Raw genomic sequence first — 22,577 nt, 5'->3', positions numbered from 1 at the left:
GAAAAGAGATAAGCAGTAAACTATTTATTTAGTAATACGCTTATATTTGATGCGTTTTGGCTCAAGAGCTTCAGCACCCAGAGTGCGTTTTTTGTATTCTTCGTACTCAGTAAAGTTACCTTCGAAGAATTCAACTTTGCCTTCATCCTGGTAGTCCAGAATATGCGTCGCAATACGGTCCAGGAACCAACGGTCATGGGAAATAACCATGGCGCAACCCGGGAACTCTAGCAGGGCGTTTTCCAGTGCTCGCAGGGTTTCTACATCCAGGTCGTTGGTTGGTTCATCGAGCAGTAACATGTTGCCGCCTACCTGCAACAGTTTAGCCAGATGCAGGCGCCCACGTTCACCACCAGACAGTTCGCCAACCCGTTTACCCTGGTCAGTGCCTTTGAAGTTAAAGCGCCCCACGTAAGCACGGCTGGGGATTTCAAAGTTACCAATCTTCATGATATCCAGGCCGCCGGAGACTTCTTCCCAGACAGTCTTCTTGTTGTCCATGGCATCACGGAACTGTTCTACTGCGGCAATTTTTACGGTATCGCCCAGTGTGATATTCCCGCTGTTGGGCTGTTCCTGGCCGGTTACCATACGGAACAGTGTAGATTTACCGGCGCCGTTAGGGCCGATAATCCCCACGATAGCGCCTTTCGGAATAGAGAAAGAGAGGTCGTCAATCAGAACCCGGTCACCGTAAGACTTGGTGAGGTTTTCTACCTCCAGCACTTTGTCGCCCAGGCGAGGTCCGGGTGGAATAAACAGCTCGCTGGTTTCATTACGTTTCTGGTATTCCACGTTGTTGAGTTCTTCAAAACGGGCCAGACGTGCTTTGCCTTTAGACTGGCGGCCACGGGCGCCCTGGCGAACCCATTCCAGTTCTTTCTCAATGGATTTACGGCGTGCGGCTTCAGCAGAAGCTTCTTGTGCCAGACGTTGATCTTTCTGTTCCAGCCAGGAAGAGTAGTTCCCTTCCCAGGGAATGCCTTCACCACGGTCAAGTTCAAGGATCCAGCCAGCAACGTTATCCAGGAAGTAACGGTCGTGGGTAATTGCCACCACAGTCCCTTCGAAGTCGTGCAGGAAGCGTTCCAGCCAGGCAACAGATTCAGCATCCAGGTGGTTGGTTGGTTCGTCCAGCAGCAGCATGTCAGGTTTTTCTAACAGCAGGCGGCACAGAGCGACACGGCGGCGTTCACCCCCGGATAAGTTTGCGATTGTCGCGTCCCAGTCAGGTAAGCGGAGTGCGTCTGCCGCTCGTTCTAACTGGTTGTTCAGGTTGTGGCCATCATGCGCCTGGATAATCTCTTCTAACTTACCTTGTTCGGCAGCCAGTTTGTCGAAGTCTGCTTCCGGGTCTGCATACAGGGCATAGACTTCATCAAGGCGCTTAAGCGCACCGACGACTTCCGCGACAGCTTCTTCAATCGATTCGCGAACAGTGTGTTCCGGGTTGAGCTGAGGTTCCTGCGGCAGGTAACCGATTTTGATCCCAGGCTGAGGGCGGGCCTCACCTTCGATATCGGTATCAATGCCCGCCATGATACGCAGCAATGTTGATTTACCGGCACCATTAAGGCCCAGCACACCGATTTTGGCGCCGGGGAAGAAGCTCAGAGAAATATTCTTAAGAATGTGCCGTTTCGGCGGAACCACTTTGCCGACACGATGCATGGTATATACGAATTGAGCCACGTTGCGACTTCGCCTCTTTAATCGTGATTTAGGGTATTGAGTAACACTGGCGAAGTTTAGCCTTTTTCTTGCCTTAATCCCAGCTATCAGCACGGAAGGACGATATCCTCTTCTCGAAAAGAATTACGTAAAAAAGTGTTTGTGGCATGGCAGATTACTTTTTGCCTGGTTAGCATGAGATTTCCTGAAGGATGTTTCGGGCATCCTGACGTACAAGAAGACTAAGGAGTTGTTGTGGGGAAAGCAAAACAGGGTACCTGGCGCTTCGCGGCTGCAAGCCTCTGCCTGCTTACCGTCAGCCATGCGGTTTGGGCAGATTCACTGGATGAACAGCGTCAGCGCTACAGCGCAATAAAACAGGCCTGGGATCAACGGCAGATGGATGTTGTGCAGCAAATGATGCCAGGCCTGAAAGATTACCCCCTTTATCCTTATCTTGAATATCGGGAATTGACTTCAGACTTACAGAATGAAACTGCTGTTGCTGTTACACAGTTTGTCCAACAGTACCCCACAATGCCCATCAGCAAAGCGCTGACAACGCGCTTCATTAATGAACTGGCACGCCGCAGTGACTGGAAAGGCTTGCTGGCGTTCAGCCCAACAGAACCGCCGACAACTGAAGCAAAGTGTAATTATTACAATGCAAAATGGCAGACCGGGCAGACCAGTGCGGCATGGGAGGGGGCGCATAAGTTGTGGCAAACAGGGCGTACTCTGCCATTAACTTGTGAGAATTTGTTCACGGCATGGCGTGCTTCCGGCCAGCAATCTGTTGATGATTATTTATCCCGTATTGTGCTGGCGATGAAAGCAGGTAATACCGCGCTGGTGGACGCACTGGCAGGCCAGTTACCGGATAATGACCTGACATTGTCCTCTTCGGTAATGAGCCTTGCTGATGACCCGCAAACGGTGCTTTCATTTGCACGCACAGTCAAACCTTCTGACTTTACTCGCCGCCTGGTTGAGCTGGCGTTTGCCAGTGTGGCACGCCAGGATGTGGAAAACGCGCGGGCCATGATCCCGGCATTAGTTCAGGCATCCGGGCTGGACGACGACCAGGCTCAAAATCTGAAAGATATTGTGGCCTGGCGCTTGTTCGGTAACGACATTACCGATGAACAGGCGAGCTGGCGGGATGACATCATTATGCGTTCAGGCTCAGATTCATTAATTGAGCGGCGCATTCGTATGGCGTTAGGTGAAGGTGACAGAGCCGGGCTGAATACCTGGTTATCACGCCTCTCTATGGAGGCCAAGCAGGAAGACGAGTGGCGTTACTGGCAGGCTGTACTTTTGCTGGAACGTGGGCGTGAAACGGAAGGCCGGGCTATTTTGCAGGATTTGATGAAAGCCCGGGGGTTTTACCCAATGGTTGCGGCACAGCGCCTGGGTGTACCTTACCAGTTAACGGTGAATGATGCTCCTGAAGCCAGTGGCTCACTGGTTAACGGGCCTGTTCTGGCTCGTATTCGTGAACTGATGTACTGGAACCTTGATAATACGGCGCGCAGTGAATGGGCGGGTTATATTGCCAGCCGCCCACCTGAGGAACAGGCCGCTTTAGCACATTATGCCCTGAAGCAAGGCTGGTGGGATTTGAGTGTGCAGGCGACGATTGCCGGTAAATTATGGGATAACCTGACGGAGCGTTTCCCTCCGGCCTGGAAAGCAACGTTCGACCATTATGTCAGTGGTAAAGATATTTCCAGCACGTATGCCATGGCTATTGCTCGCCAGGAAAGTGCCTGGAACCCAAAAGTGCGCTCACCGGTTGGTGCCACAGGCCTGATGCAGTTAATGCCCGCAACGGCCACACATACTGTGAAGATGTTTAATATCCCTGGGTACAGCAGTAGTAGCCAGTTACTCGACCCGGACACCAACATTAATATTGGTACGCAATATCTGCAGTATGTGTATCAGCAATTTGGTGATAACCGTATATTTGCTTCTGCGGCATATAATGCCGGGCCTGGCCGGGTGCGGAGCTGGCAGGGTAATAGTTCTGGTCGAATCGACGCCGTCGCGTTTATTGAGAGTATTCCTTTCTCAGAAACCCGGCGTTATGTGAAAAATGTGCTCGCCTATGATGCCTATTACCGCTATTTCGATGGTGATAACTCACCGTTACTGACGCAACAGGAGTGGCAGCAGCGTTACTGATTTTTTCAGGAGTGTGTTATGCTGCTGTACTAGTTAAATAGTATGGTGGCATAACATGACTCAGCAGACGCCGTTCTCTTCTCCGCAGGAAGAAAACGCCAACCAGGAATGGCTCCGTTTTGTGGAATTACTGCAGGCTTCTTTTGGTGAAGATCTCCACCTTCCACTTCTGACCTTACTCCTGACGCCTGATGAGCGCACGGCCTTAGGTACACGTGTGCGTATTATTGAAGAGCTGCTTCGTGGGAAAATGAGCCAGCGTGAGCTCAAAAGCGAGCTGGGCGCGGGTATCGCCACAATAACTCGGGGCTCGAACAGCCTGAAAACGGCACCATTCGCACTGCGCCAGTGGCTGGAAGTGAAATTGCTCGACGCCGAGTGATTCTGTTACCAGGCCGGGTGGTGAAAAGGGCTGAGTGCCAGCACAACCGCCTGGCTGTAAACACTGCTTCTGGTCAGCGCGCCTTTCGTGAAAATCCCTATAGCACCTTCTTTGCGCCCAGGTTGCTCAATACCTGTGATCGCGCTGATAACATCACCCAGTGTTTCTCCGCGGGTAATGGCAGAAAGAACCGCTTCGGGCAAAGGCAGCGATGCAGAACGCGCTTCTCCGCGCTTGTCTGAATTTTCAATCACCACCCAACTGAACGTGCTACCCTCATCTATACCTGCTTCAATAGCGACCCAGAAATCTGCTTGCGGGTAAACTTCGCGGGCATTGATAACACGCTGGCGTGCGCCAGCCAGAGTTTCAGCGCTGCCTATTGGTTGTTCCGGGACGCCGCTCTCGACGCCTGCAGCAATAATGTGGCAAGATCCTTCGCCAAAGATGATTTCAAATGCATGTAAAATTGCGTTAATTTTGGCTGGATTTTTGGTGGCTGTGACAACCTGGTACATAATTTAGTAAACGCCTAATGAAAACATCAGAGCAGTATAACGGATAAAGTACATGTTACAGGTCTATCTTGTTCGCCACGGCGAAACGCAGTGGAATGTGGAACGACGCATTCAGGGCCAGTCTGACAGTGGGCTGACCGAGAAAGGTATCCAGCAGGCACAGCAAGTTGCTCAGCGTGTCAGGCATCTGGGCATTACGCATATTATCTCCAGTGATTTGGGGAGAACACAGCAAACGGCACGCATTATTGCGCAAGCCATCGGGTGTGATTATGTCGTTGATGACCGCCTGCGCGAACTGGATATGGGGGTACTGGAACAACGCGATATCGACAGCCTCACTGAAGAAGAAGAGTCCTGGCGGAGGCGTTTAGTTGACGGTACGCCAGACGGGCGAATCCCCCAGGGGGAATCAATGACGGAACTGAGCCAGCGTATGCATGCTGCTTTGAGTGCCTGCCTTGAATTGCCTGCGCAAAGCCGCCCGCTGCTGGTAAGCCATGGTATGGCGCTGGGATGCCTGGTGAGCACGATTCTCGGGCTACCGCCTTATGCAGAACGGCGCCTGAGGTTGCGTAACTGCTCTATTTCCCGGGTTGATTACCAGCAGAGCGCGTGGCTGGCTTCCGGGTGGGTGGTTGAAACCGCCGGGGATGTTTCGCATCTTGATGCCCCGGCATTGGATGAACTACAACGCTGAGTTGCTGTTAGCGGCGTACCGGAATCAGGTAATCGCAACGGATGCTTGAAGGCGGCTGGTCAGAACCATTGGTGAACTCTGGTTGCAGCCGCTCAATATCCTGCCCTTCACGGCGAACCAGGCCCAGTGTTGGCATGCAAGTGCCATACACCGTCAGGATAAATGATTGCAGTTCGTCGGGCTCACCTTCATAAACAAATTTTACGTAATCACCACCAGCCAGTACTACCGGATGTGCATTCTGAACGTAACTTTTGGCGATATCAGGCGGCAATGCCGTAGTGTAAAAGACTTCCTGCTCATCGTCTTTCTCTGCACTGGGGCGTGGCTCTGCAAGGCCATAAAGCACAGGCGGAATACTGGTCGTATTGGCAAGAAATGCCCGCCAGAACTGAATACGCATTTCGTGGCGATATTGGGTGATTTGTTCCAGAGTACAACTATAACTCTGAGTCACCCCAACCAGTTCAGTATCAGGCAGGGTAACGAAAGTGGCTTCTGGAAGTGGTGTATTATCCAGGCGGATTGGCGGGCGTATACCCGAGGCATTCCACTCAGGAGAGCGGCGGTAGAGCGCTGGCGTTAGTGCGAATTGCTTTTTAAATGCCCGGGTGAAAGTTTGCTGGGAATCAAACCGGTATTGCAAGGCAATGTCCAGTATTGGCCGGGCAGTTAGTTTGAGTGCAACTGCTGATTTGGACAAACGACGTGCACGAATATAGGCACCAATTGCCTGCCCGGTCACATCTTTGAACATTCGTTGCAGATGCCATTTAGAGTACCCTGCTTTAGCCGCCACATTGTCGAGCGACAAAGGTTGGTCCAGATGGCTTTCAAGCCAGTTAAGCAAATCACTAATGATCCCAACCTGATCCATATAATATCCTCATCCTGATAAGCGCGGGGTATAACGACGCGGAATAATAGCACTTTTTATTTTCTTCTGGCGTGCAGTTTTCTTGGCGCATAATGGGGTTACGCCTGTATAAATTTAAGTTTTTTCTTACAAAATCATGATCTTCAAGAAGAAATTCTCGAATATTAAATAATCACATATCGGTAATTTCAGAATTGGTAACAATATGAAATATTCTATTCTCTTTTTAACCACTGTTTTGAGCGCTCTGAGTGTCGCCCATGCAGAAGAAATTGGCTCTGTTGATACAGTTTTCAAACTGATCGGGCCGGATCATAAGATTGTTGTCGAAGCGTTCGATGACCCGGACGTAAAAAACGTAACTTGCTACCTTAGCCGGGCGAAAACTGGGGGGATCAAAGGTGGTCTGGGGCTGGCTGAAGATACCTCCGATGCGGCAATTTCCTGCCAGCAAACCGGGCCTGTTGAGTTGAGTGAGGCCATCAGCACGGGCAAAAAAGAAGGCGAGGTTGTCTTTAAAAAACGGACATCGCTGGTGTTCAAGAAGTTACAGGTTGTTCGCTTTTACGATAAAAAGCGCAACACACTGGCTTACCTGGCGTATTCGGATAAGTTAGTGGATGGCTCGCCGAAAAACGCGATAAGCGCGGTTCCGATTATGCCGTGGAAATAGGCGTTCAGCAGGCAACAAAAAAGGGCATTAAGCCCTTTTTTACATTTTACCCGGAGTAGGGGAAATTACTCCTGAAGATCGCCGCAGAAGCGGTAGCCTTCGCCATGAATAGTCGCAATAATTTCTGGGGTATCTGGTGTGGATTCGAAATGTTTGCGGATGCGGCGAATAGTCACGTCAACAGTACGGTCATGTGGTTTCAGTTCGCGGCCAGTCATTTTCTTCAGCAGTTCTGCGCGAGTCTGGATTTTCCCAGGGTTCTCACAGAAATGCAGCATGGCACGGAATTCACTACGCGGCAGTTTGTATTGATCACCGTTAGGGCTAATCAAAGAACGGCTGTTGATATCCAGTTCCCAGCCATTGAACTTGTAGGTTTCTACAGCACGGCGTTCTTCCGTTGTAGTGCCCAGATTCATGGTACGGGACAGCAGGTTACGTGCACGGATAGTCAGTTCACGAGGGTTAAAAGGTTTGGTGATGTAATCATCTGCACCAATTTCTAACCCAAGGATTTTATCGACTTCGTTATCACGGCCTGTCAGGAACATCAGTGCGACATTTGCCTGTTCACGCAATTCGCGGGCGAGTAGCAGGCCATTCTTGCCTGGCAGGTTGATGTCCATGATAACCAGGTTAACGTCATTCTCGGACAGAATCTGATGCATTTCAGCGCCATCTGTCGCTTCGAAAACATCGTAACCTTCTGCCTCGAAAATGCTTTTTAATGTGTTACGTGTAACTAATTCGTCTTCGACGATAAGAATGTGCGGGGTCTGCATGTTTGCTACCTAAAATTGCCAACTAAATCGAAACAGGAGTACAAAAGTCCCGGGCCTGCCTGAAAGTGCATGCGAAAAATTAACATGCCGGCGTAACATGACTAAAGTACATAATTGTGTTCTTGATGCATAATCCATCAACGTCAACAACATCATTAGCTTGGTCATGGGTACTTTTCCCTTGCGACCCTGCGGTGTCGAAAACGGCCACTATGGTAGCGATTTTAACAGCGACATAACAGAGTCATACGACGGCAACACCCAATAAAACTACGCTTCGTTGACATATATCAAATTCAATTGTAGCACGTTAACACTCTGATGATATCACCAGACAGTGTGACTAAACTGAGCAACATTTACGTAAACACCGGTATAATCAGGCATTATAATTAATAAACAATTGAAATGAAATTGACAAGTCTTATTTTAATGTAATTTTTTTATAATAAACATAAGGATATGCAGGGTTTTGTTCTTGGTGAGAGAACTCTGCTGTCACTTTTTTGGTTAGGATTTTTAATCTGATAATTGCAGTAAAGTTCTGAAAAATGTTGCGATAAAGTAAATTTTTGCCGCGTAATATGTTTGGCAGGCAATGTTAAATCATTCGAAAAACACGAAAAGAGAAGCGTATGCAATTCGTTATTATTCTGGTATCCCCCGCCCGCCCCGAGAACATTGGTGCTGCTGCCAGGGCGATGAAAACCATGGGATTTACCACACTGCGTATCGTTGACAGCCAGGCTCACCTGGAACCGGCAACAAGATGGGTTGCGCATGGTTCAGGTGACATAATTGATAATATTGAAGTTTTTCCTGATCTCGCAGCAGCTGTTGCTGATATTGATCTGACTATTGCGACCACAGCCCGGAGCCGGGCCCGTTTCCATTACTATGTCACGCCCCAGGAATTGTTGCCGGTACTGGAAGAAAAACAGCAGTGGTTACGTTCTGCTGCGGTGGTATTTGGCCGTGAAGATAGTGGACTGACGAATGAAGAACTGGCCCTGGCAGACATCCTTTCGGGTGTGCCTATGGTTGCGGATTACCCGTCGCTGAACCTTGGCCAGGCTGTAATGGTGTATTGCTACCAATTAGCATCGCTAATTAATACGGCGACAGAGACTCGCCCAGAAACTGATCCTGGGCAGTTAGCAGCATTGCGCCACCGACTGGCTGGCTTGTTGGATAAACTGGATGTTGCTGACGACCATAAGCTCAGCGACTGGCTGCAACAACGGCTGGGTGGATTAGCCCAACGGGATATCGCAATGTTGCATCAACTGGCCCATGATATTGAAAAAAAACTGCCAGAGTAACCTGTTGGTAAATACCTCTATTCCCAATGAATGAATGGGTAACTGGGTAGTTAACAGTGTTTTATCAAGGTGAAAAGAGAAAAGACGGGATCTGTCGGCAAGGTCACAGAAAGTGCTAAAAATAAAAAAATATTGACTTAACCCGCATAATACTTTAACCAATATAGGCAATTCATATTAAGAATTCGAGCACACAACATCCATGATGCATTTCAGCCTGGTCACAACCATTATTATTACCACCATTACAACAGGTAACGGTGCGGGCTGACGCGTACAGGAAATACAGAAAAAGCCCGCACCTGAACAGTGCGGGCTTTTTTTTCGGCTTATGTTCAAGGGGTAACAACCATGCGAGTGTTGAAATTCGGCGGTACTTCAGTAGCAAACGCACAACGTTTTCTGTGCGTAGCTGAGATTCTGGAAAGCAAGGCGCAACAGGAACAGGTCGCCACCGTGCTTTCTGCGCCGGCGAAAATTACAAACCATTTGGTCGCGATGATAGAAAAAACAATTAGCGGCCAGGACGCTATGCCGAATATCAGCGACGCCGGGCAAATTTTTGCAGATTTACTTAATGGACTGGCTCAGCTTCAGCCCGGTTTCCCTCTGGCTGAAATGAAAAGTGTTGTTGAGCACGAATTTGCCCAGATTAAGCATGTTCTGCATGGTATCAGCTTGCTGGGTCAGTGCCCTGACAGCATTAACGCTGCGTTTATCTCGCGTGGGGAAAAATTATCCATCGCCATTATGGCGGCATTGCTTACTGCGCGCGGTCACCAAGTGTCGGTGATTGATCCCGTCGAAAAATTGCTGGCCAATGGGCACTATCTGGAATCTACAGTTGATATTCCTGAGTCTACTCGCCGTATCGCTGCCAGCCGGATCCCGGCAGAGAATATGATTCTGATGGCTGGTTTTACCGCCGGTAATGAAAAAAATGAACTGGTTGTGTTGGGCCGTAATGGTTCTGACTATTCTGCCGCAGTGCTGGCAGCCTGCCTGAGGGCGGATTGCTGCGAAATCTGGACCGATGTTGATGGTGTCTATACTTGTGACCCACGGCAGGTACCCGATGCGAGGTTATTGAAATCGATGTCGTACCAGGAGGCCATGGAGCTTTCTTACTTCGGCGCCAAAGTTCTTCACCCTCGCACCATTACCCCCATCGCCCAGTTTCAAATTCCCTGCCTGATTAAAAACACCGGAAACCCGGATGCGCCAGGTACCTTAATTGGAGCCACTAAAGATGATGATAACCTGCCGGTAAAAGGTATCAGTAATCTGAATAATATGGCGATGTTCAGTGTGTCTGGTCCGGGAATGAAAGGCATGGTAGGCATGGCTGCCCGTGTGTTTGCTGCCATGTCACGTAACGGCATTTCGGTGGTACTGATAACCCAGTCCTCTTCTGAATACAGTATCAGCTTCTGTGTGCCGCAGTCTGAATGTGTGCGGGCGGCTAAAGCACTTGAAGATGAGTTTTATCTGGAGCTGAAAGAAGGGTTGCTGGAGCCGTTTATGATAACTGAGCGGCTGGCCATTATCTCTGCCGTCGGTGACGGTATGCGCACCCTGCGCGGTATTTCTGCTAAATTCTTCGCCGCGCTTGCTCGTGCGAATATCAACATTGTTGCCATTGCCCAGGGATCCTCGGAGCGGTCAATCTCGGTTGTGGTCAGTAATGATGATGCGATGACCGGGGTGCGGGTTACCCATCAGATGCTGTTCAATACAGACCAGGTTGTTGAAGTGTTTGTGATTGGTGTGGGTGGTGTTGGTAGTGCGTTGATCGAGCAGATCAAACGCCAGCAACCCTGGCTCAAGCGCAAACACATAGATTTGCGTGTTTGTGGTGTTGCTAATTCCCGCGCTCTGCTGACTAGCGTGCACGGTCTGGATTTGGAAAACTGGCAGTCCATGTTGGGTGAGGCCAAAGAACCCTTTAACCTGGGCCGCCTGATTCGCCTGGTAAAAGAATATCACCTGCTGAATCCGGTGATAGTTGACTGCACATCAAACCAGTCAGTGGCAGACCAGTATGTTGATTTTCTGCGGGAAGGTTTTCATGTGGTTACGCCGAACAAAAAAGCGAATACCTCATCCATGGCCTATTACCATGAGTTGCGACAGGCCGCAGAAAAATCACGCCGTAAGTTCCTTTATGATACCAACGTAGGTGCCGGGTTACCGGTTATTGAAAACTTGCAGAACTTACTGGATGCCGGTGATGAATTGCAGCATTTCTCGGGCATTTTGTCTGGCTCGCTCTCTTTTATCTTTGGCAAACTGGATGAAGGTGTGTCACTGTCTGAGGCTACCCGCGTTGCACGGGAACTGGGTTATACCGAGCCAGACCCGCGTGATGATTTGTCTGGTATGGATGTGGCGCGCAAATTATTGATCCTTGCCCGGGAAAATGGCCACGAACTGGAGCTTGACGACATTATTGTTGAGCCAGTTCTGCCACCTGAATTCGATTCGTCTGGCGATGTCACCCAATTCATGGCGCGTTTACCTGAACTGGACGATGCATTCTCTGCTCGCGTTGCAAAGGCTCGTGACGAAGGCAAAGTTCTGCGTTATGTCGGGCAGATTCAGGAAGACGGCCGTTGTGTTGTGAAAATCGACGCTGTTGATGGCAACGATCCTTTATTCAAAGTGAAAAATGGCGAAAACGCGCTTGCCTTTTACAGCCATTACTACCACCCGTTGCCGCTGGTATTACGTGGGTATGGTGCAGGAAATGATGTGACGGCTGCCGGGGTATTTGCCGACCTGCTGCGCACTTTGTCATGGAAGTTGGGAGTTTAATAATGGTTACTGTGTATGCACCTGCCTCCATTGGCAATGTGAGTGTAGGGTTTGATGTCTTAGGCGCAGCAGTGTCTCCGCTGGATGGCGCATTGCTGGGCGATTGTGTTTCGGTGGAAGCGGCTGACACTTTTTCACTGAAAAATGTTGGGCGTTTTGTCAGCAAATTACCTCCCCGGGCGGAAGATAATATTGTCTGGCAGTGCTGGGAACGTTTTTGCCAGGCTATCGGTAAACAGGTTCCGGTAGCGATGACGCTGGAAAAAAACATGCCTATCGGCTCCGGGCTGGGTTCCAGTGCCTGTTCGGTGGTCGCTGCATTGATGGCAATGAACGAGTTTTGTGGCAAGCCTTTGGATGACACGGCACTGCTTGGCCTGATGGGAGAAATGGAAGGGCGCATTTCCGGCAGTGTGCATTACGACAACGTTGCTCCCTGTTTTCTGGGGGGAATGCAACTTATGCTGGAAGAGCAAGGGATAATCAGCCAGTCGGTGCCTGGTTTTGACGACTGGCAGTGGGTGATGGCTTACCCGGGCATTAAAGTGTCTACAGCACAGGCCCGGGCGATTCTTCCTGCTGAATATCGCCGCCAGGATTGTATCCGCCATGGCCGCTATTTGGGCGGGTTTATTCATGCCTGCCATACCGGCCAGCCTGCGTTGGCTGCCGCATTAATGAAGGATGTGATTGCTGAACCTTATCGCACACAGTTATTGCCAGGCTTTGAAGCTGCACGCCAGGCGGCGATGGAACTGGGTGCGCTGGCATGTGGCATTTCTGGCTCAGGGCCAACGATGTTTGCCGTATGTAACCGGGCTGATGCTGCTCAACAGGTAGCTGACTGGTTAAGCCAGAATTACGTCCAGAATCAGGAAGGCTTTGTACATATCTGCCGTCTCGATACGGCAGGTGCACGAGTAATGGGATAAGTAATGAAACTCTACAATCTGAAAGATCACAATGAGCAGGTCAGCTTTTCACAGGCAGTAACTCAGGGGCTTGGCCGTAATCAGGGCCTGTTTTTTCCTCATGAGCTTCCTGAATTCAGCCTCACCGACATTGATGAAATGCTGGAGATGGATTTCGTCACGCGTAGTAGCAAGATTTTGTCAGCATTTATTGGTGATGAAATTCCTGAGGCACAACTGGCGGCTCTGGTGAAGGCTGCGTTTACTTTCCCGGCGCCGGTTAAGCCGGTAGAAAGTGATGTGGGTTGTCTTGAATTGTTCCATGGCCCCACGCTGGCATTCAAAGACTTTGGTGGCCGTTTTATGGCGCAGATCCTTGCCCATATCAGTGGAGACAAGCCGGTCACTATTCTGACCGCAACGTCCGGTGACACTGGTGCCGCTGTTGCCCATGCTTTCTTTGGCCTGCCGAATGTGCGCGTGGTGATTCTTTACCCGGAAGGGAAAATCAGCCCGTTGCAGGAAAAATTATTCTGCACCCTGGGTGGCAATATCGAAACGGTTGCGGTTAAAGGTGACTTCGATGCGTGCCAGGCTTTGGTGAAACAGGCTTTTGATGATGAAGAACTGAAAGTCGCGCTGGGCCTTAACTCCGCTAACTCGATTAATATCAGCCGGTTACTGGCGCAAATTTGTTACTACTTCGAAGCGGTAGCGCAACTGCCACAGGAAGCCCGTAATCAACTGGTCGTGTCTGTGCCCAGCGGTAACTTCGGTGACCTGACTGCCGGCCTGCTGGCTAAATCACTGGGTTTGCCGGTTAAACGCTTTATTGCAGCAACAAACGCGAATGATACTGTGCCGCGCTATTTGGCTGGCGGTGAATGGGCTCCCAACGCGACGGTTGCTACGCTCTCTAATGCTATGGATGTCAGCCAGCCCAACAACTGGCCGCGTGTGGAAGAGTTATTCCGCCGTAAGATTTGGCGCCTGAATGAACTGGGCTATGCAACTGTAGACGACGAGACAACCAAAGCTACTATGCGTGCTCTGGATGAACTCGGTTATGTTTCAGAGCCCCATGCGGCAATTGCCTACCGGGCATTACGTGACCAGTTACATGACGGTGAATACGGGCTGTTCCTTGGTACTGCTCACCCGGCTAAATTTAAAGAAAGTGTTGAGGTTATCCTGGATAAAACGTTGCCACTGCCTGAAGAACTGGCGGCAAGGGCTGACCTTGAACTGTTGTCTCACTTCTTACCGGCCGATTATGACCAGTTGCGCGCATTTATGCTGCGCGGCAAATAATCACGCCAGAGTGCGTTGAAATACATAAATGGCCACTTCAGTGAAGTGGCCATTTTTTTATCTTATACCCTGAGGCAAGACCAGGCGTGCCTGATCATGGAACCGGATAGGTATAAGGTGCAGCCAGACCCAGTGGCATACCCAGGCCCCACCAAATAAGCAGGAACAGGCTCCAGACAACGAACAGGACTATGGAATAAGGCAACATCATGGAAACCAGAGTACCTACACCAGCACTTTTGACATAGCGCTGGCAGTAAACCACCACTAGCGGGAAGAAGACCATTAACGGCGTAATGATATTGGTCGTTGAATCCCCAATGCGGAACGCGGCCTGAGTTAATTCCGGAGAGATCCCGACAGCCATCAGCATTGGAACCATGATAGGCGAAAGCAGAGCCCACTTGGCTGAAGCCGAGCCAATCAGAATATTGACAACTGCTGTCAGCACAATCATGCCGACAATGGTTACGCCACCAGGTAATGACATCGCCTTCAGGGCATCCGCACCTGCCAGTGCTAACAGCGTACCAATATTGGAGTCGCCAAAGGCCTTGATAAACATGGCGCAAAAGAAAGCCATCACCATGTAAGAGCCCATTTTACTCATGGTGTCATTCATGGCATCAATAACATCTTTGCCTTTACTGAATGTGCCTGATGCGTAGCCGTAGACAATACCGGGGATGATAAATACCAGGAAAATAAGCGGCACGATTGCTTTCATTATTGGCGCGCTGTAGCCCGTCAGAGAACCATCTGCCCCACGCATGATGGAGTCAGCCGGCCAGGAGACAACGGCCAGCAAACCCAGCCCAAGGAGCATGACAAGCGTTGCCAAAATAAACGCTTTGCTCTCTTTTGGGGAGTAGTTCGACATATCGTCATCATGAACATAATCGCCGTCTATCGGCATTTTTGAAACACGAGGTTCAACGATACGTTCAGTTACCCACCACCCTGTAAGGGTGATTACTACAGATGACGCGATCCCAAAGAACAGGTTACACAGCGTGTTAACGGTATAGGTGCTGTCCAGCAGTTGTGCTGCTGCCTGAGTGAAGCCCTGCAATAATGCATCGTTACCAGTAGGCACCATGTTCGCGGCGAAACCACCCGAAACACCGGAAAACGCTGCAGCAATACCGACCAGGGGATGGCGCCCGGCCGACATAAAAATAATCGCGCCCAGTGGAATAACCAGTACATAGCCGGCATCTGCAGCTACATGGCTGAACATGGCAACAAAGATAAGCATTGGGGTCAATAACCGGCGCGGGGTGACGTTCAGCATCTTTTTCAGCGCGGTATTGATGAAACCGGAGCGTTCAGCAACCCCCACACCCAGCATGGCGACCAGAACAATCCCCAGAGGTGCGAACGTTGTGAAGGTTGTTATCATATTGGTGAGTGAGCTAACCAGTGCTTCTGGAGCCAGCAGGTTGTTTACCTGAACGGCTTCACTGGTTACCGGATTAACAATGCCGAAATCAACCCAGGAGAGAATGAGAGACAGCCCCATCACTCCCAGCAGCATATAAAAAAAGATCAGTGCCGGTTCGGGTAATTTATTCCCGGCTTTTTCTACAGCATTAAGAAAGCCTGATAACAAACGCCCTTCCTTGTTCCTTGTTGTGCTTTGCATGATATTCCTCTGTTATGCATTGACCCCTGTGTTTTGTAGCAATAGCGCTGAGGAACTGCTTGCTCTGCTATTGGCAGCACCAGATGCAGGTTTTACCGGGGGACCGGCAGGTATTACCCCCTGCATCTGTTGGGGATTGTCCGTTGTGTGTCTTTATAGCGATGTAAAAATAGCCATGTAAAACGCGTGGCTTTTATAGTGGATAATATGAGTAAAAGCGAATGATAAAGTATAAATCTTGAACGTAAGCCAAATGGCAGGGGAATATAATGAGAAGAATGCGAGCCAGGTAGTATGGCTGGCGGGGAGCCAGCCAGGTGCTTTATTGTTCCGAACGGCGGAAAACCAGTTCCTGGTCGGTTGAGGTTGCGCTATCGAAGGTATAGCCTTCCTCGTTAAACTCAGCGAGCTGTTCAGGTTTGGTCAGGCGGTGTTGAATGATAAACCGGCTCATCAACCCACGGGCTTTTTTGGCATAGAAGCTGATGACTTTGTATTTGCCATTTTTTTCATCAAGGAACACAGGCTTGATGATGGGCGCCTTGAGTTTCGCGGTTTTTACAGATTTGAAGTATTCATCAGACGCAAGGTTCACCACAGCCTGCTCTTGTTGTTCAAGGATGTGCTGATTCAGTTTATCTGTAATGGTATCTCCCCAAAACTGGTAGAGATCTTTGCCGTTAGCGTTCGCCAGGCGAATGCCCATTTCCAGCCGGTAAGGCTGCATCAGATCCAGTGGGCGTAACACGCCATATAACCCGGACAGCATTCTTAAATGTGACTGGGCAAAATCGAAATCGGCTTCAGAAAAGGATTCAGCCTGTAAACCTGTGTACACATCTCCCTTGAAAGCGAGAATGGCCTGGCGGGCATTTTCCGGGGTGAAATTAGCCTGCCAGTCGTGGAACCGTGTTGCGTTTAATGACGCCAGTTTATCGCTGATCCCCATTAATGACGCGATTTGCGCCTCACTTAATTTACGAGCTTCGGTAATTAACTGCTGGCTGTAATCCAGTAACTCGGGTTGGGTGAAACGAGTGGTTGCCAGCGGGCTTTGGTAATCCAGTGTCTTTGCAGGTGAAATTAAAATCAGCATAACAGCGCGCTCCTTAATACTTTTTCTTTGCACCCACTGTAGCAAATTTTCAGTGGCGGCTTATCAATGGTTATGATTGGTCGGGATGTTTTTATTTTTTTGCCTTCCAAACGCCTGGGAACAACTGCCCGCTGATATCAGGGAAACGGTCGGGGTCAAACGTTGGTGTCAGGCCCAGTTTTCGTTGACGATGGTAATCTAACGTGACATCACGGACGACAGGGGAAAGTAGTAATATTGCGGTAAGGTTGGTAATTGCCATGAACGCCATAATAATATCAGCCAGTGACCACACCAGGTCGATACTGGAAAGGGCTCCGGCCAGTAATGTCAGGCTGACTATCACCCGCAGCGATGTCACGATACGGGGAGTGTCCAGGCGCAGAAATGACAGGTTGTTCTCTGCATAACTGTAGTTAGCCAGCACAGAAGTGAATGCGAATAACACGGTGATAAACGCGACAAAGTTTGCGCCCCATGCGCCGGAAAGCGTGCTGAGTGCGTTTTGTAGCAGATTGATACTGTTTGCCCGGTCAATCACTTCGGTATTGCTGCCTGAGAGCAGAATAATAGCAGCCGTTGCGGTACAGATACCAAATGTGTCAAACATTACTCCCGCCATTTGAACAATACCCTGAGAGGCCGGGTGAGCAGGAATGGCTTCAGCCGCCGCCGCCGCATTTGGGGTTGAGCCCATACCGGATTCATTAGAGAACATGGCACGCTGCAGGCCGCTGGCAATCGCCTGGCTTAAGGTATAACCCAGTGCGCCCGATGTTATCTGTTGCCAGCCAAAAGCATACTCAATAACCCGCCGTATCACGCCTGGTACTTGTTCAATATGGGTAAACACTACGCTCAGGCTGACACCAATCCACAGTATGGCCATGAGTGGCACCAGCCATTGCAGTATTCGGGCAATTCCGGGTAACCCACGGGTGAAAACCAGGCAGGCAACAATAGCCAGCACACTGCCGCTGATTATCGGTGCAACAGAGAATGAACCGGACATTGCTACCGCAATGGCGTTGGCCTGAACGGTATTAAATACCAGCCCGAAAGCAACCAGTAAGAACAATGAGAACGCAACGCCCATCCAGCGCATACCCAGGCCATGCGCCATATACCAGGCCGGGCCTCCGCGGAACCCGCCGTTTTTATTGGGTGTTTTGTACAACTGCGCCAGCGTGCATTCTGCAAATGTTGTCGCCATACCGGTCAGGGCTGCAAACCACATCCAGAAGAGAGCACCGGGCCCGCCACCGGCCAGTGCAATGACGACGCCTGCCAAATTTCCGCTGCCGACGCGCGCAGCCATACTGGTGCAAATTGACTGAAAAGGCGTGATATTTTTATTTTTGGTGCGAAAGGTGATTTTCAGACTTTTTACAGCCGGCAAAAAGTAACGAAACTGAATAAAGCTGCAGCGCAACGTAAACCAGACTCCGGTGGCCGGAACCAGGTAGAGTAAAATTGCTCCCCACAGCACTTGGTTGATAAATGCCAGAAAGTCCTGCATTTTTTCCTTTTAAAACATCAATTTTCTGGAACGACCCACGCCATGGCGGCTGAATCCAACCGGGGGCGTACAGTTTGTGAGTGGAGTTTACCATAATGAGCCCGTGGCGTTTGCTGCAGGTTGCACCTGAAACACACCGTGTTATCATCGGGACAGACCGGTTACATCTCCCTAACAAGCAGTTTTGATGAGTGAATAATCATGACGGATAAATTGACCTCCTTGCGTCAGCTGACTACGGTTGTTGCTGATACCGGAGACATCGCGGCAATGAAACTTTACCAGCCGCAGGATGCCACCACTAACCCATCTCTGATTCTTAATGCTGCGCAGATCCCGGAATACCGCAAGTTAATCGATGAAGCCGTAACCTGGGCTCGCGACCAAAGCAGTGACCGTGAACAGCAACTGGTTGATGCAACAGACAAACTGGCTGTAAACATTGGTCTGGAAATTCTTAAATTAATCCCTGGCCGCATTTCCACTGAAGTGGATGCCCGCCTGTCATACGATACCGAAGCCAGCATTGCTAAGGCAAAACGCCTGATTAAGCTGTATAACGATGCCGGTATCAGCAATGATCGTATTCTGATCAAGCTGGCCTCAACCTGGCAGGGTATTCGCGCGGCAGAACAACTGGAAAAAGAAGGTATCAACTGCAACCTGACGTTGCTGTTTTCTTTTGCCCAGGCTCGTGCCTGTGCTGAAGCTGGTGTGTATCTGATTTCTCCTTTCGTTGGCCGTATTCTTGACTGGTATAAAGCGAATACCGATAAAAAAGAGTACGCCGCAAGCGAAGACCCGGGCGTAGTTTCTGTTTCTGAAATTTACGAATATTACAAACAGCATGGCTATGAAACTGTCGTCATGGGTGCAAGCTTCCGTAATGTCGGCGAAATTCTGGAACTGGCTGGTTGTGACCGCCTGACTATTGCTCCGGCTTTATTGAAAGAACTCTCTGAAGCACAGGGCCCAGTTGAGCGTAAACTGTCTTACACCGGCGAAGTGAAAGCGCGCCCGGAACGTATGACGGAATCTCAGTTCCTGTGGGAGCACAACCAGGATCCTATGGCTGTTGATAAACTGGCTGATGGTATCCGTAAGTTTGCTGTTGACCAGGGTAAACTGGAAAAAATGGTGGGCGATTTGCTGTAATTGCCCCGAATACGGCCGGTGTTCCGGCCGTATGATCTTCTCTGTCTCTGTCTCTGTCTCTGTCTCTGTCTCTGTCTCTGTCTCTGTCTCTGTCTCTGTCTCTGTCTCTGTCTCTGTCTCTTCTCGTCTTTCTTGCCTGCATTTTTGTCTGCGCTCTGCCTCACGGTGTATTATCAGAACATTACGTTTACTGACCGGAATTGATTATGAGCACACTCCGTATTGGCCTTGTTTCTGTTTCTGACCGCGCTTCCAGTGGTGTCTACCAGGATAAAGGTATTCCTGCACTGGAAAGCTGGCTTGCCAGCGCACTGACTACGCCCTTTACGTTCGAAACCCGACTGATTCCTGATGAGCAGGCAATAATTGAGCAAACGTTGTGTGAATTGGTTGATGAAATGGGGTGCCATTTGGTATTCACCACCGGGGGAACCGGCCCGGCACGCAGGGATGTCACTCCGGATGCCACTCTCGCTGTCGCTGACCGGCAAATGCCGGGGTTTGGGGAGCAGATGCGCCAGATTAGCCTGCATTATGTGCCTACTGCGATTTTGTCACGTCAGGTCGGTGTTATCCGTAAACAGGCTCTTATTCTTAACCTGCCCGGGCAGCCTAAATCCATTCAGGAAACACTGGAAGGGGTGAAATCAGCGGATGGAGCGGTTCTGATACCAGGTATCTTTGCAAGTGTACCGTATTGTGTACAGTTGATGGAGGGGCCTTATGTGGAAACCAACCCTGAGGTGGTAGCAGCTTTTCGTCCGAAAAGTGCTATTCGTAGTAGCGAATCCTGATTTTAGAGACTGTCTGGTATAAAAGCGATTTGTAGTGGGCGTTATGTATTTTTGACGATATAGTAAGTTTTACTTTACGTTTTTGGTAAATAAATCTTTCTCCCACCTATTTACAAATGGTTTTTTATGTCTGACGCGAACAGAGCCCTGAACCGGCAGGATTACAAAACGTTGACTCTGGCGGCCCTTGGGGGTGCGCTGGAGTTCTATGATTTCATCATCTTCGTCTTTTTTGCTGCTGTGGTAGGGGAGCTGTTTTTCCCGGCGGACATGCCTGACTGGCTGCGGCAAGTGCAAACATTCGGTATTTTTGCTGCCGGTTATCTGGCGCGCCCGTTAGGCGGCATTGTGATGGCGCACTTCGGCGATAAAGTTGGCCGCAAGAAGATGTTTACCCTGAGCATCTTACTCATGGCTCTGCCTACGCTCGCTATCGGCTTATTACCTACTTACAGCTCGTTGGGGGTGATGGCGCCATTGCTGTTGTTGCTGATGCGCGTACTGCAAGGGGCCGCGATTGGCGGTGAGGTTCCTGGTGCCTGGGTTTTTGTGGCAGAACATGTTCCTTCCAAACGTATTGGTATTGCCTGTGGGACACTGACCGCCGGGCTGACCGTGGGGATACTGTTGGGCTCGGTTGTCGCGACTATCATTAATACTGCATTTACCAAAGTTGCCATTCATGATGGGGCCTGGCGTATTCCTTTCTTTATTGGCGGGGGATTCGGCCTGGTCGCTATGTATTTACGCCGCTGGTTGCAGGAAACTCCGGTGTTTATTGAAATGCAGCGCCAAAAAGCACTGGCTGAAGAGTTGCCCCTGAAAGCGGTTGTGATACATCACAAGAAAGCAGTGGCTATTTCTATGCTGCTCACCTGGTTGTTATCTGCCGGTATTGTCGTGGTTATCTTGATGTCGCCAGTGTGGTTGCAAAAACAGCTTGGTCTGGCACCCGCATTAACACTACAGGCTAATAGTGTGGCTACTGTGATGTTGTGTGTGGGATGCCTGGTTGCCGGGCTGGCGGCAGACCGCTTCGGTGCCAGCCGCACTTTTACTGTAGGTGGGATCCTGCTGGCAGTATCGTCCTGGTGCTTCTACCACTTAACCGCTGTTATGCCTGAGTACCTGTTTGAGTTATACGGGCTGGCGGGTTTCAGCGTTGGTGTTGTGGGCGCGGTTCCTTTTGTGATGGTTCGGGCATTTCCTGCTGAAGTCCGGTTTACCGGTATTTCCTTTTCCTACAATGTTGCATACGCCATTTTTGGTGGCCTGACACCAGTACTTGTCACGGTCCTGATGAGCATATCGCCAATGGCACCTGCATGGTATGTACTGGCGTTGTCATTACTCGGGATTGGCATTGGGCTGGTGCTACGTAACCGGCTGGATGAGGCAAGTGTACATGAAACGGAAAAAGCGAGGACCACGGCCTGATAAAAAAAGTGGCACTCTTCCGTGCCACTTTAGCCATTCTTAACTGGTGAATCAGTGATGCGAGGATGCGCCGATTGGCAGAATGGTGCGGCCGAACTGCTCGTTCAGTACTTCGCCCATCGCCAGGTAAATAGCGCTTGCGCCACATACCAGGCCAATCCAGCCTGCGACATGCACAATACTTTCGTTATCAACCATATGCCCCAGACATAGCAGCATAAACAGCACTGTCAGGCTCAGGAATACAAACTGTAATGCGCGTGCGCCTTTCAGTGTGCCGAAGAACATAAACAGGGTGAATACACCCCACAATCCCAAATAGACACCGAGGAAATGCGGGTTGGCTGCTTCAGCAACGCCGAAGTGAGGCAACATAAGAATTGCTACAAGGGTCAGCCAGAAACTGCCATAAGACGTGAAGGCAGTGAGCCCGAATGTATTGCCTTTCTTAAATTCCAGCAGCCCTGCGAAAATTTGCGCAATACCGCCGTAAAAAATGCCCATGGCAAGAATAATGCTATCCAGGGGATAAAACCCAATATTGTGCAGATTAAGCAGAATGGTCGTCATACCGAAGCCCATTAAGCCCAGTGGTGCGGGGTTAGCCAACGTAGTGTTGCCCATAATTCCTCTGAAAAAATAAAAAGACAAGTTTATGTGTTTAGCTCTTTCAAACCGATAAAGGCTGAAAGGGCGCGGCATCGTAATCAGCTTTTCAGGCGCAGTCCATGATCTGAAAAGGTAAGAATTAAAATTTTTTTTGTTTCCCCCCTTGATGGA

20 protein-coding genes, 1 pseudogene and 1 other annotated feature are annotated in these 22,577 nt (G+C 50.0%); of the genes and pseudogenes, 13 read left to right on the top strand and 8 right to left on the bottom strand.

All coding sequences use genetic code 11. The features are described 5' to 3' along the window. Nucleotides 1-24: 24 nt before the first annotated feature. The gene (gene ettA / locus DT73_RS07490) at nucleotides 25-1,692 is read right to left on the bottom strand and encodes an energy-dependent translational throttle protein EttA (RefSeq protein ID WP_036106404.1); all 1,668 of its coding nucleotides are present in this window, start codon (nucleotides 1,690-1,692) and stop codon (nucleotides 25-27) included. 234 nt (nucleotides 1,693-1,926) lie between these two features. Here ettA and sltY point away from each other — a divergent pair, with 234 nt between their 5' ends. Together sltY and trpR are read left to right on the top strand one after the other, a co-directional pair. After that, entirely contained in the window at nucleotides 1,927-3,861 is a 1,935-nt protein-coding gene (gene sltY, locus DT73_RS07485; RefSeq protein ID WP_036106401.1) for a murein transglycosylase, read from the top strand. A gap of 55 nt (nucleotides 3,862-3,916) precedes the next feature. Continuing rightward, nucleotides 3,917-4,243 carry a trp operon repressor gene (trpR, locus tag DT73_RS07480; RefSeq protein ID WP_036106398.1) on the top strand — a complete coding sequence of 109 codons (327 nt, stop codon included), beginning with the start codon at nucleotides 3,917-3,919 and terminating at the stop codon, nucleotides 4,241-4,243. Nucleotides 4,244-4,248: 5 nt separating this feature from the next. Here trpR and yjjX read toward each other — a convergent pair whose 3' ends face one another. Beyond that, entirely contained in the window at nucleotides 4,249-4,761 is a 513-nt protein-coding gene (yjjX, locus tag DT73_RS07475) for an inosine/xanthosine triphosphatase (RefSeq protein WP_036106393.1), read from the bottom strand. A gap of 52 nt (nucleotides 4,762-4,813) precedes the next feature. Here yjjX and gpmB point away from each other — a divergent pair, with 52 nt between their 5' ends. Beyond that, complete coding sequence (gene gpmB / locus DT73_RS07470) at nucleotides 4,814-5,461, top strand: 2,3-diphosphoglycerate-dependent phosphoglycerate mutase GpmB (RefSeq protein ID WP_036106391.1); 648 nt, start codon at nucleotides 4,814-4,816, stop codon at nucleotides 5,459-5,461. A gap of 7 nt (nucleotides 5,462-5,468) precedes the next feature. Here the strand turns inward: gpmB and robA are convergent, their stop codons facing one another. Further along, nucleotides 5,469-6,338, bottom strand: a complete 870-nt coding sequence (robA, locus tag DT73_RS07465) for an MDR efflux pump AcrAB transcriptional activator RobA (RefSeq protein WP_036106388.1) — start codon at nucleotides 6,336-6,338, stop codon at nucleotides 5,469-5,471. A 205-nt stretch (nucleotides 6,339-6,543) separates the two neighbouring features. Between robA and creA the strand changes: the two genes are divergently transcribed. Beyond that, the gene (gene creA / locus DT73_RS07460; RefSeq protein ID WP_036106383.1) at nucleotides 6,544-7,011 is read left to right on the top strand and encodes a protein CreA; all 468 of its coding nucleotides are present in this window, start codon (nucleotides 6,544-6,546) and stop codon (nucleotides 7,009-7,011) included. A gap of 65 nt (nucleotides 7,012-7,076) precedes the next feature. Here creA and arcA read toward each other — a convergent pair whose 3' ends face one another. Then, on the bottom strand, nucleotides 7,077-7,793 hold the full coding sequence (gene arcA, locus DT73_RS07455) for a two-component system response regulator ArcA (RefSeq protein WP_036106380.1): 717 nt from the start codon (nucleotides 7,791-7,793) through the stop codon (nucleotides 7,077-7,079). 97 nt (nucleotides 7,794-7,890) lie between these two features. Here arcA and yjjY point away from each other — a divergent pair. The 6 genes and pseudogenes from yjjY (at nucleotide 7,891) to thrC (ending at nucleotide 14,151) form a co-directional block, all read left to right on the top strand. Continuing rightward, nucleotides 7,891-8,032, top strand: a pseudogene (gene yjjY, locus DT73_RS26150) (protein YjjY). A gap of 396 nt (nucleotides 8,033-8,428) precedes the next feature. Beyond that, on the top strand, nucleotides 8,429-9,115 hold the full coding sequence (locus tag DT73_RS07450; RefSeq protein WP_036106377.1) for a tRNA/rRNA methyltransferase: 687 nt from the start codon (nucleotides 8,429-8,431) through the stop codon (nucleotides 9,113-9,115). Between the two features lie 202 nt (nucleotides 9,116-9,317). Continuing rightward, nucleotides 9,318-9,386, top strand: coding sequence for a thr operon leader peptide (locus DT73_RS27055; RefSeq protein WP_072006919.1), 69 nt, complete (start codon nucleotides 9,318-9,320; stop codon nucleotides 9,384-9,386). Continuing rightward, nucleotides 9,325-9,441 (top strand) — a sequence feature (Thr leader region). Its footprint overlaps the gene before it by 62 nt. Nucleotides 9,442-9,466: 25 nt before the next feature. Then, a complete protein-coding gene (thrA, locus tag DT73_RS07445) occupies nucleotides 9,467-11,929 on the top strand; it encodes a bifunctional aspartate kinase/homoserine dehydrogenase I (RefSeq protein ID WP_036106374.1) in 2,463 nt (820 codons plus the stop codon). Nucleotides 11,930-11,931: 2 nt separating this feature from the next. Next, entirely contained in the window at nucleotides 11,932-12,861 is a 930-nt protein-coding gene (thrB, locus tag DT73_RS07440) for a homoserine kinase (RefSeq protein ID WP_036106370.1), read from the top strand. Between the two features lie 3 nt (nucleotides 12,862-12,864). Then, nucleotides 12,865-14,151, top strand: a complete 1,287-nt coding sequence (thrC, locus tag DT73_RS07435) for a threonine synthase (protein WP_036106367.1) — start codon at nucleotides 12,865-12,867, stop codon at nucleotides 14,149-14,151. A gap of 94 nt (nucleotides 14,152-14,245) precedes the next feature. Here thrC and DT73_RS07430 read toward each other — a convergent pair whose 3' ends face one another. The 3 genes from DT73_RS07430 to DT73_RS07420 all read right to left on the bottom strand — a co-directional run bounded on the left by DT73_RS07430 (nucleotide 14,246) and on the right by DT73_RS07420 (nucleotide 18,411). After that, the gene (locus DT73_RS07430; RefSeq protein ID WP_051691294.1) at nucleotides 14,246-15,796 is read right to left on the bottom strand and encodes an AbgT family transporter; all 1,551 of its coding nucleotides are present in this window, start codon (nucleotides 15,794-15,796) and stop codon (nucleotides 14,246-14,248) included. Between the two features lie 322 nt (nucleotides 15,797-16,118). Further along, nucleotides 16,119-16,892 carry a peroxide stress protein YaaA gene (gene yaaA / locus DT73_RS07425; RefSeq protein WP_036106364.1) on the bottom strand — a complete coding sequence of 258 codons (774 nt, stop codon included), beginning with the start codon at nucleotides 16,890-16,892 and terminating at the stop codon, nucleotides 16,119-16,121. 91 nt (nucleotides 16,893-16,983) lie between these two features. After that, nucleotides 16,984-18,411, bottom strand: a complete 1,428-nt coding sequence (locus DT73_RS07420) for a sodium:alanine symporter family protein (RefSeq protein ID WP_036106361.1) — start codon at nucleotides 18,409-18,411, stop codon at nucleotides 16,984-16,986. A gap of 201 nt (nucleotides 18,412-18,612) precedes the next feature. On the opposite strand from DT73_RS07420, the gene tal reads away from it, so the two are divergent. The 3 genes from tal (at nucleotide 18,613) to DT73_RS07405 (ending at nucleotide 21,797) form a co-directional block, all read left to right on the top strand. After that, a complete protein-coding gene (tal, locus tag DT73_RS07415) occupies nucleotides 18,613-19,566 on the top strand; it encodes a transaldolase (RefSeq protein ID WP_036106358.1) in 954 nt (317 codons plus the stop codon). Nucleotides 19,567-19,772: 206 nt separating this feature from the next. Continuing rightward, nucleotides 19,773-20,360 carry a molybdopterin adenylyltransferase gene (gene mog, locus DT73_RS07410; RefSeq protein WP_036106355.1) on the top strand — a complete coding sequence of 196 codons (588 nt, stop codon included), beginning with the start codon at nucleotides 19,773-19,775 and terminating at the stop codon, nucleotides 20,358-20,360. A gap of 126 nt (nucleotides 20,361-20,486) precedes the next feature. Then, nucleotides 20,487-21,797, top strand: coding sequence for an MFS transporter (locus tag DT73_RS07405; protein ID WP_036106352.1), 1,311 nt, complete (start codon nucleotides 20,487-20,489; stop codon nucleotides 21,795-21,797). Between the two features lie 51 nt (nucleotides 21,798-21,848). Here DT73_RS07405 and satP read toward each other — a convergent pair whose 3' ends face one another. Continuing rightward, a complete protein-coding gene (gene satP, locus DT73_RS07400) occupies nucleotides 21,849-22,421 on the bottom strand; it encodes an acetate uptake transporter (protein WP_036106349.1) in 573 nt (190 codons plus the stop codon). Nucleotides 22,422-22,577: the final 156 nt, after the last annotated feature.

This window comes from Mangrovibacter sp. MFB070 (assembly GCF_000705335.1).
Taxonomy (GTDB): domain Bacteria; phylum Pseudomonadota; class Gammaproteobacteria; order Enterobacterales; family Enterobacteriaceae; genus Mangrovibacter; species Mangrovibacter plantisponsor.
This window is presented reverse-complemented; position numbering and strand designations above follow the sequence as displayed.

What these genes read in the sequence shown, in the direction of transcription:
- yjjX (WP_036106393.1), bottom strand. Translation starts at nt 4,761, where the DNA reads ATGTACCAGGTTGTCACAGCCACCAAAAATCCAGCCAAAATTAACGCA.
- yaaA (WP_036106364.1), bottom strand. Translation starts at nt 16,892, where the DNA reads ATGCTGATTTTAATTTCACCTGCAAAGACACTGGATTACCAAAGCCCG.
- DT73_RS07420 (WP_036106361.1), bottom strand. Translation starts at nt 18,411, where the DNA reads ATGCAGGACTTTCTGGCATTTATCAACCAAGTGCTGTGGGGAGCAATT.
- satP (WP_036106349.1), bottom strand. Translation starts at nt 22,421, where the DNA reads ATGGGCAACACTACGTTGGCTAACCCCGCACCACTGGGCTTAATGGGC.
- thrA (WP_036106374.1), top strand. Translation starts at nt 9,467, where the DNA reads ATGCGAGTGTTGAAATTCGGCGGTACTTCAGTAGCAAACGCACAACGT.
- trpR (WP_036106398.1), top strand. Translation starts at nt 3,917, where the DNA reads ATGACTCAGCAGACGCCGTTCTCTTCTCCGCAGGAAGAAAACGCCAAC.
- tal (WP_036106358.1), top strand. Translation starts at nt 18,613, where the DNA reads ATGACGGATAAATTGACCTCCTTGCGTCAGCTGACTACGGTTGTTGCT.
- thrC (WP_036106367.1), top strand. Translation starts at nt 12,865, where the DNA reads ATGAAACTCTACAATCTGAAAGATCACAATGAGCAGGTCAGCTTTTCA.
- DT73_RS07405 (WP_036106352.1), top strand. Translation starts at nt 20,487, where the DNA reads ATGTCTGACGCGAACAGAGCCCTGAACCGGCAGGATTACAAAACGTTG.
- thrB (WP_036106370.1), top strand. Translation starts at nt 11,932, where the DNA reads ATGGTTACTGTGTATGCACCTGCCTCCATTGGCAATGTGAGTGTAGGG.
- creA (WP_036106383.1), top strand. Translation starts at nt 6,544, where the DNA reads ATGAAATATTCTATTCTCTTTTTAACCACTGTTTTGAGCGCTCTGAGT.
- robA (WP_036106388.1), bottom strand. Translation starts at nt 6,338, where the DNA reads ATGGATCAGGTTGGGATCATTAGTGATTTGCTTAACTGGCTTGAAAGC.
- DT73_RS07430 (WP_051691294.1), bottom strand. Translation starts at nt 15,796, where the DNA reads ATGCAAAGCACAACAAGGAACAAGGAAGGGCGTTTGTTATCAGGCTTT.
- gpmB (WP_036106391.1), top strand. Translation starts at nt 4,814, where the DNA reads ATGTTACAGGTCTATCTTGTTCGCCACGGCGAAACGCAGTGGAATGTG.
- arcA (WP_036106380.1), bottom strand. Translation starts at nt 7,793, where the DNA reads ATGCAGACCCCGCACATTCTTATCGTCGAAGACGAATTAGTTACACGT.
- mog (WP_036106355.1), top strand. Translation starts at nt 19,773, where the DNA reads ATGAGCACACTCCGTATTGGCCTTGTTTCTGTTTCTGACCGCGCTTCC.
- DT73_RS07450 (WP_036106377.1), top strand. Translation starts at nt 8,429, where the DNA reads ATGCAATTCGTTATTATTCTGGTATCCCCCGCCCGCCCCGAGAACATT.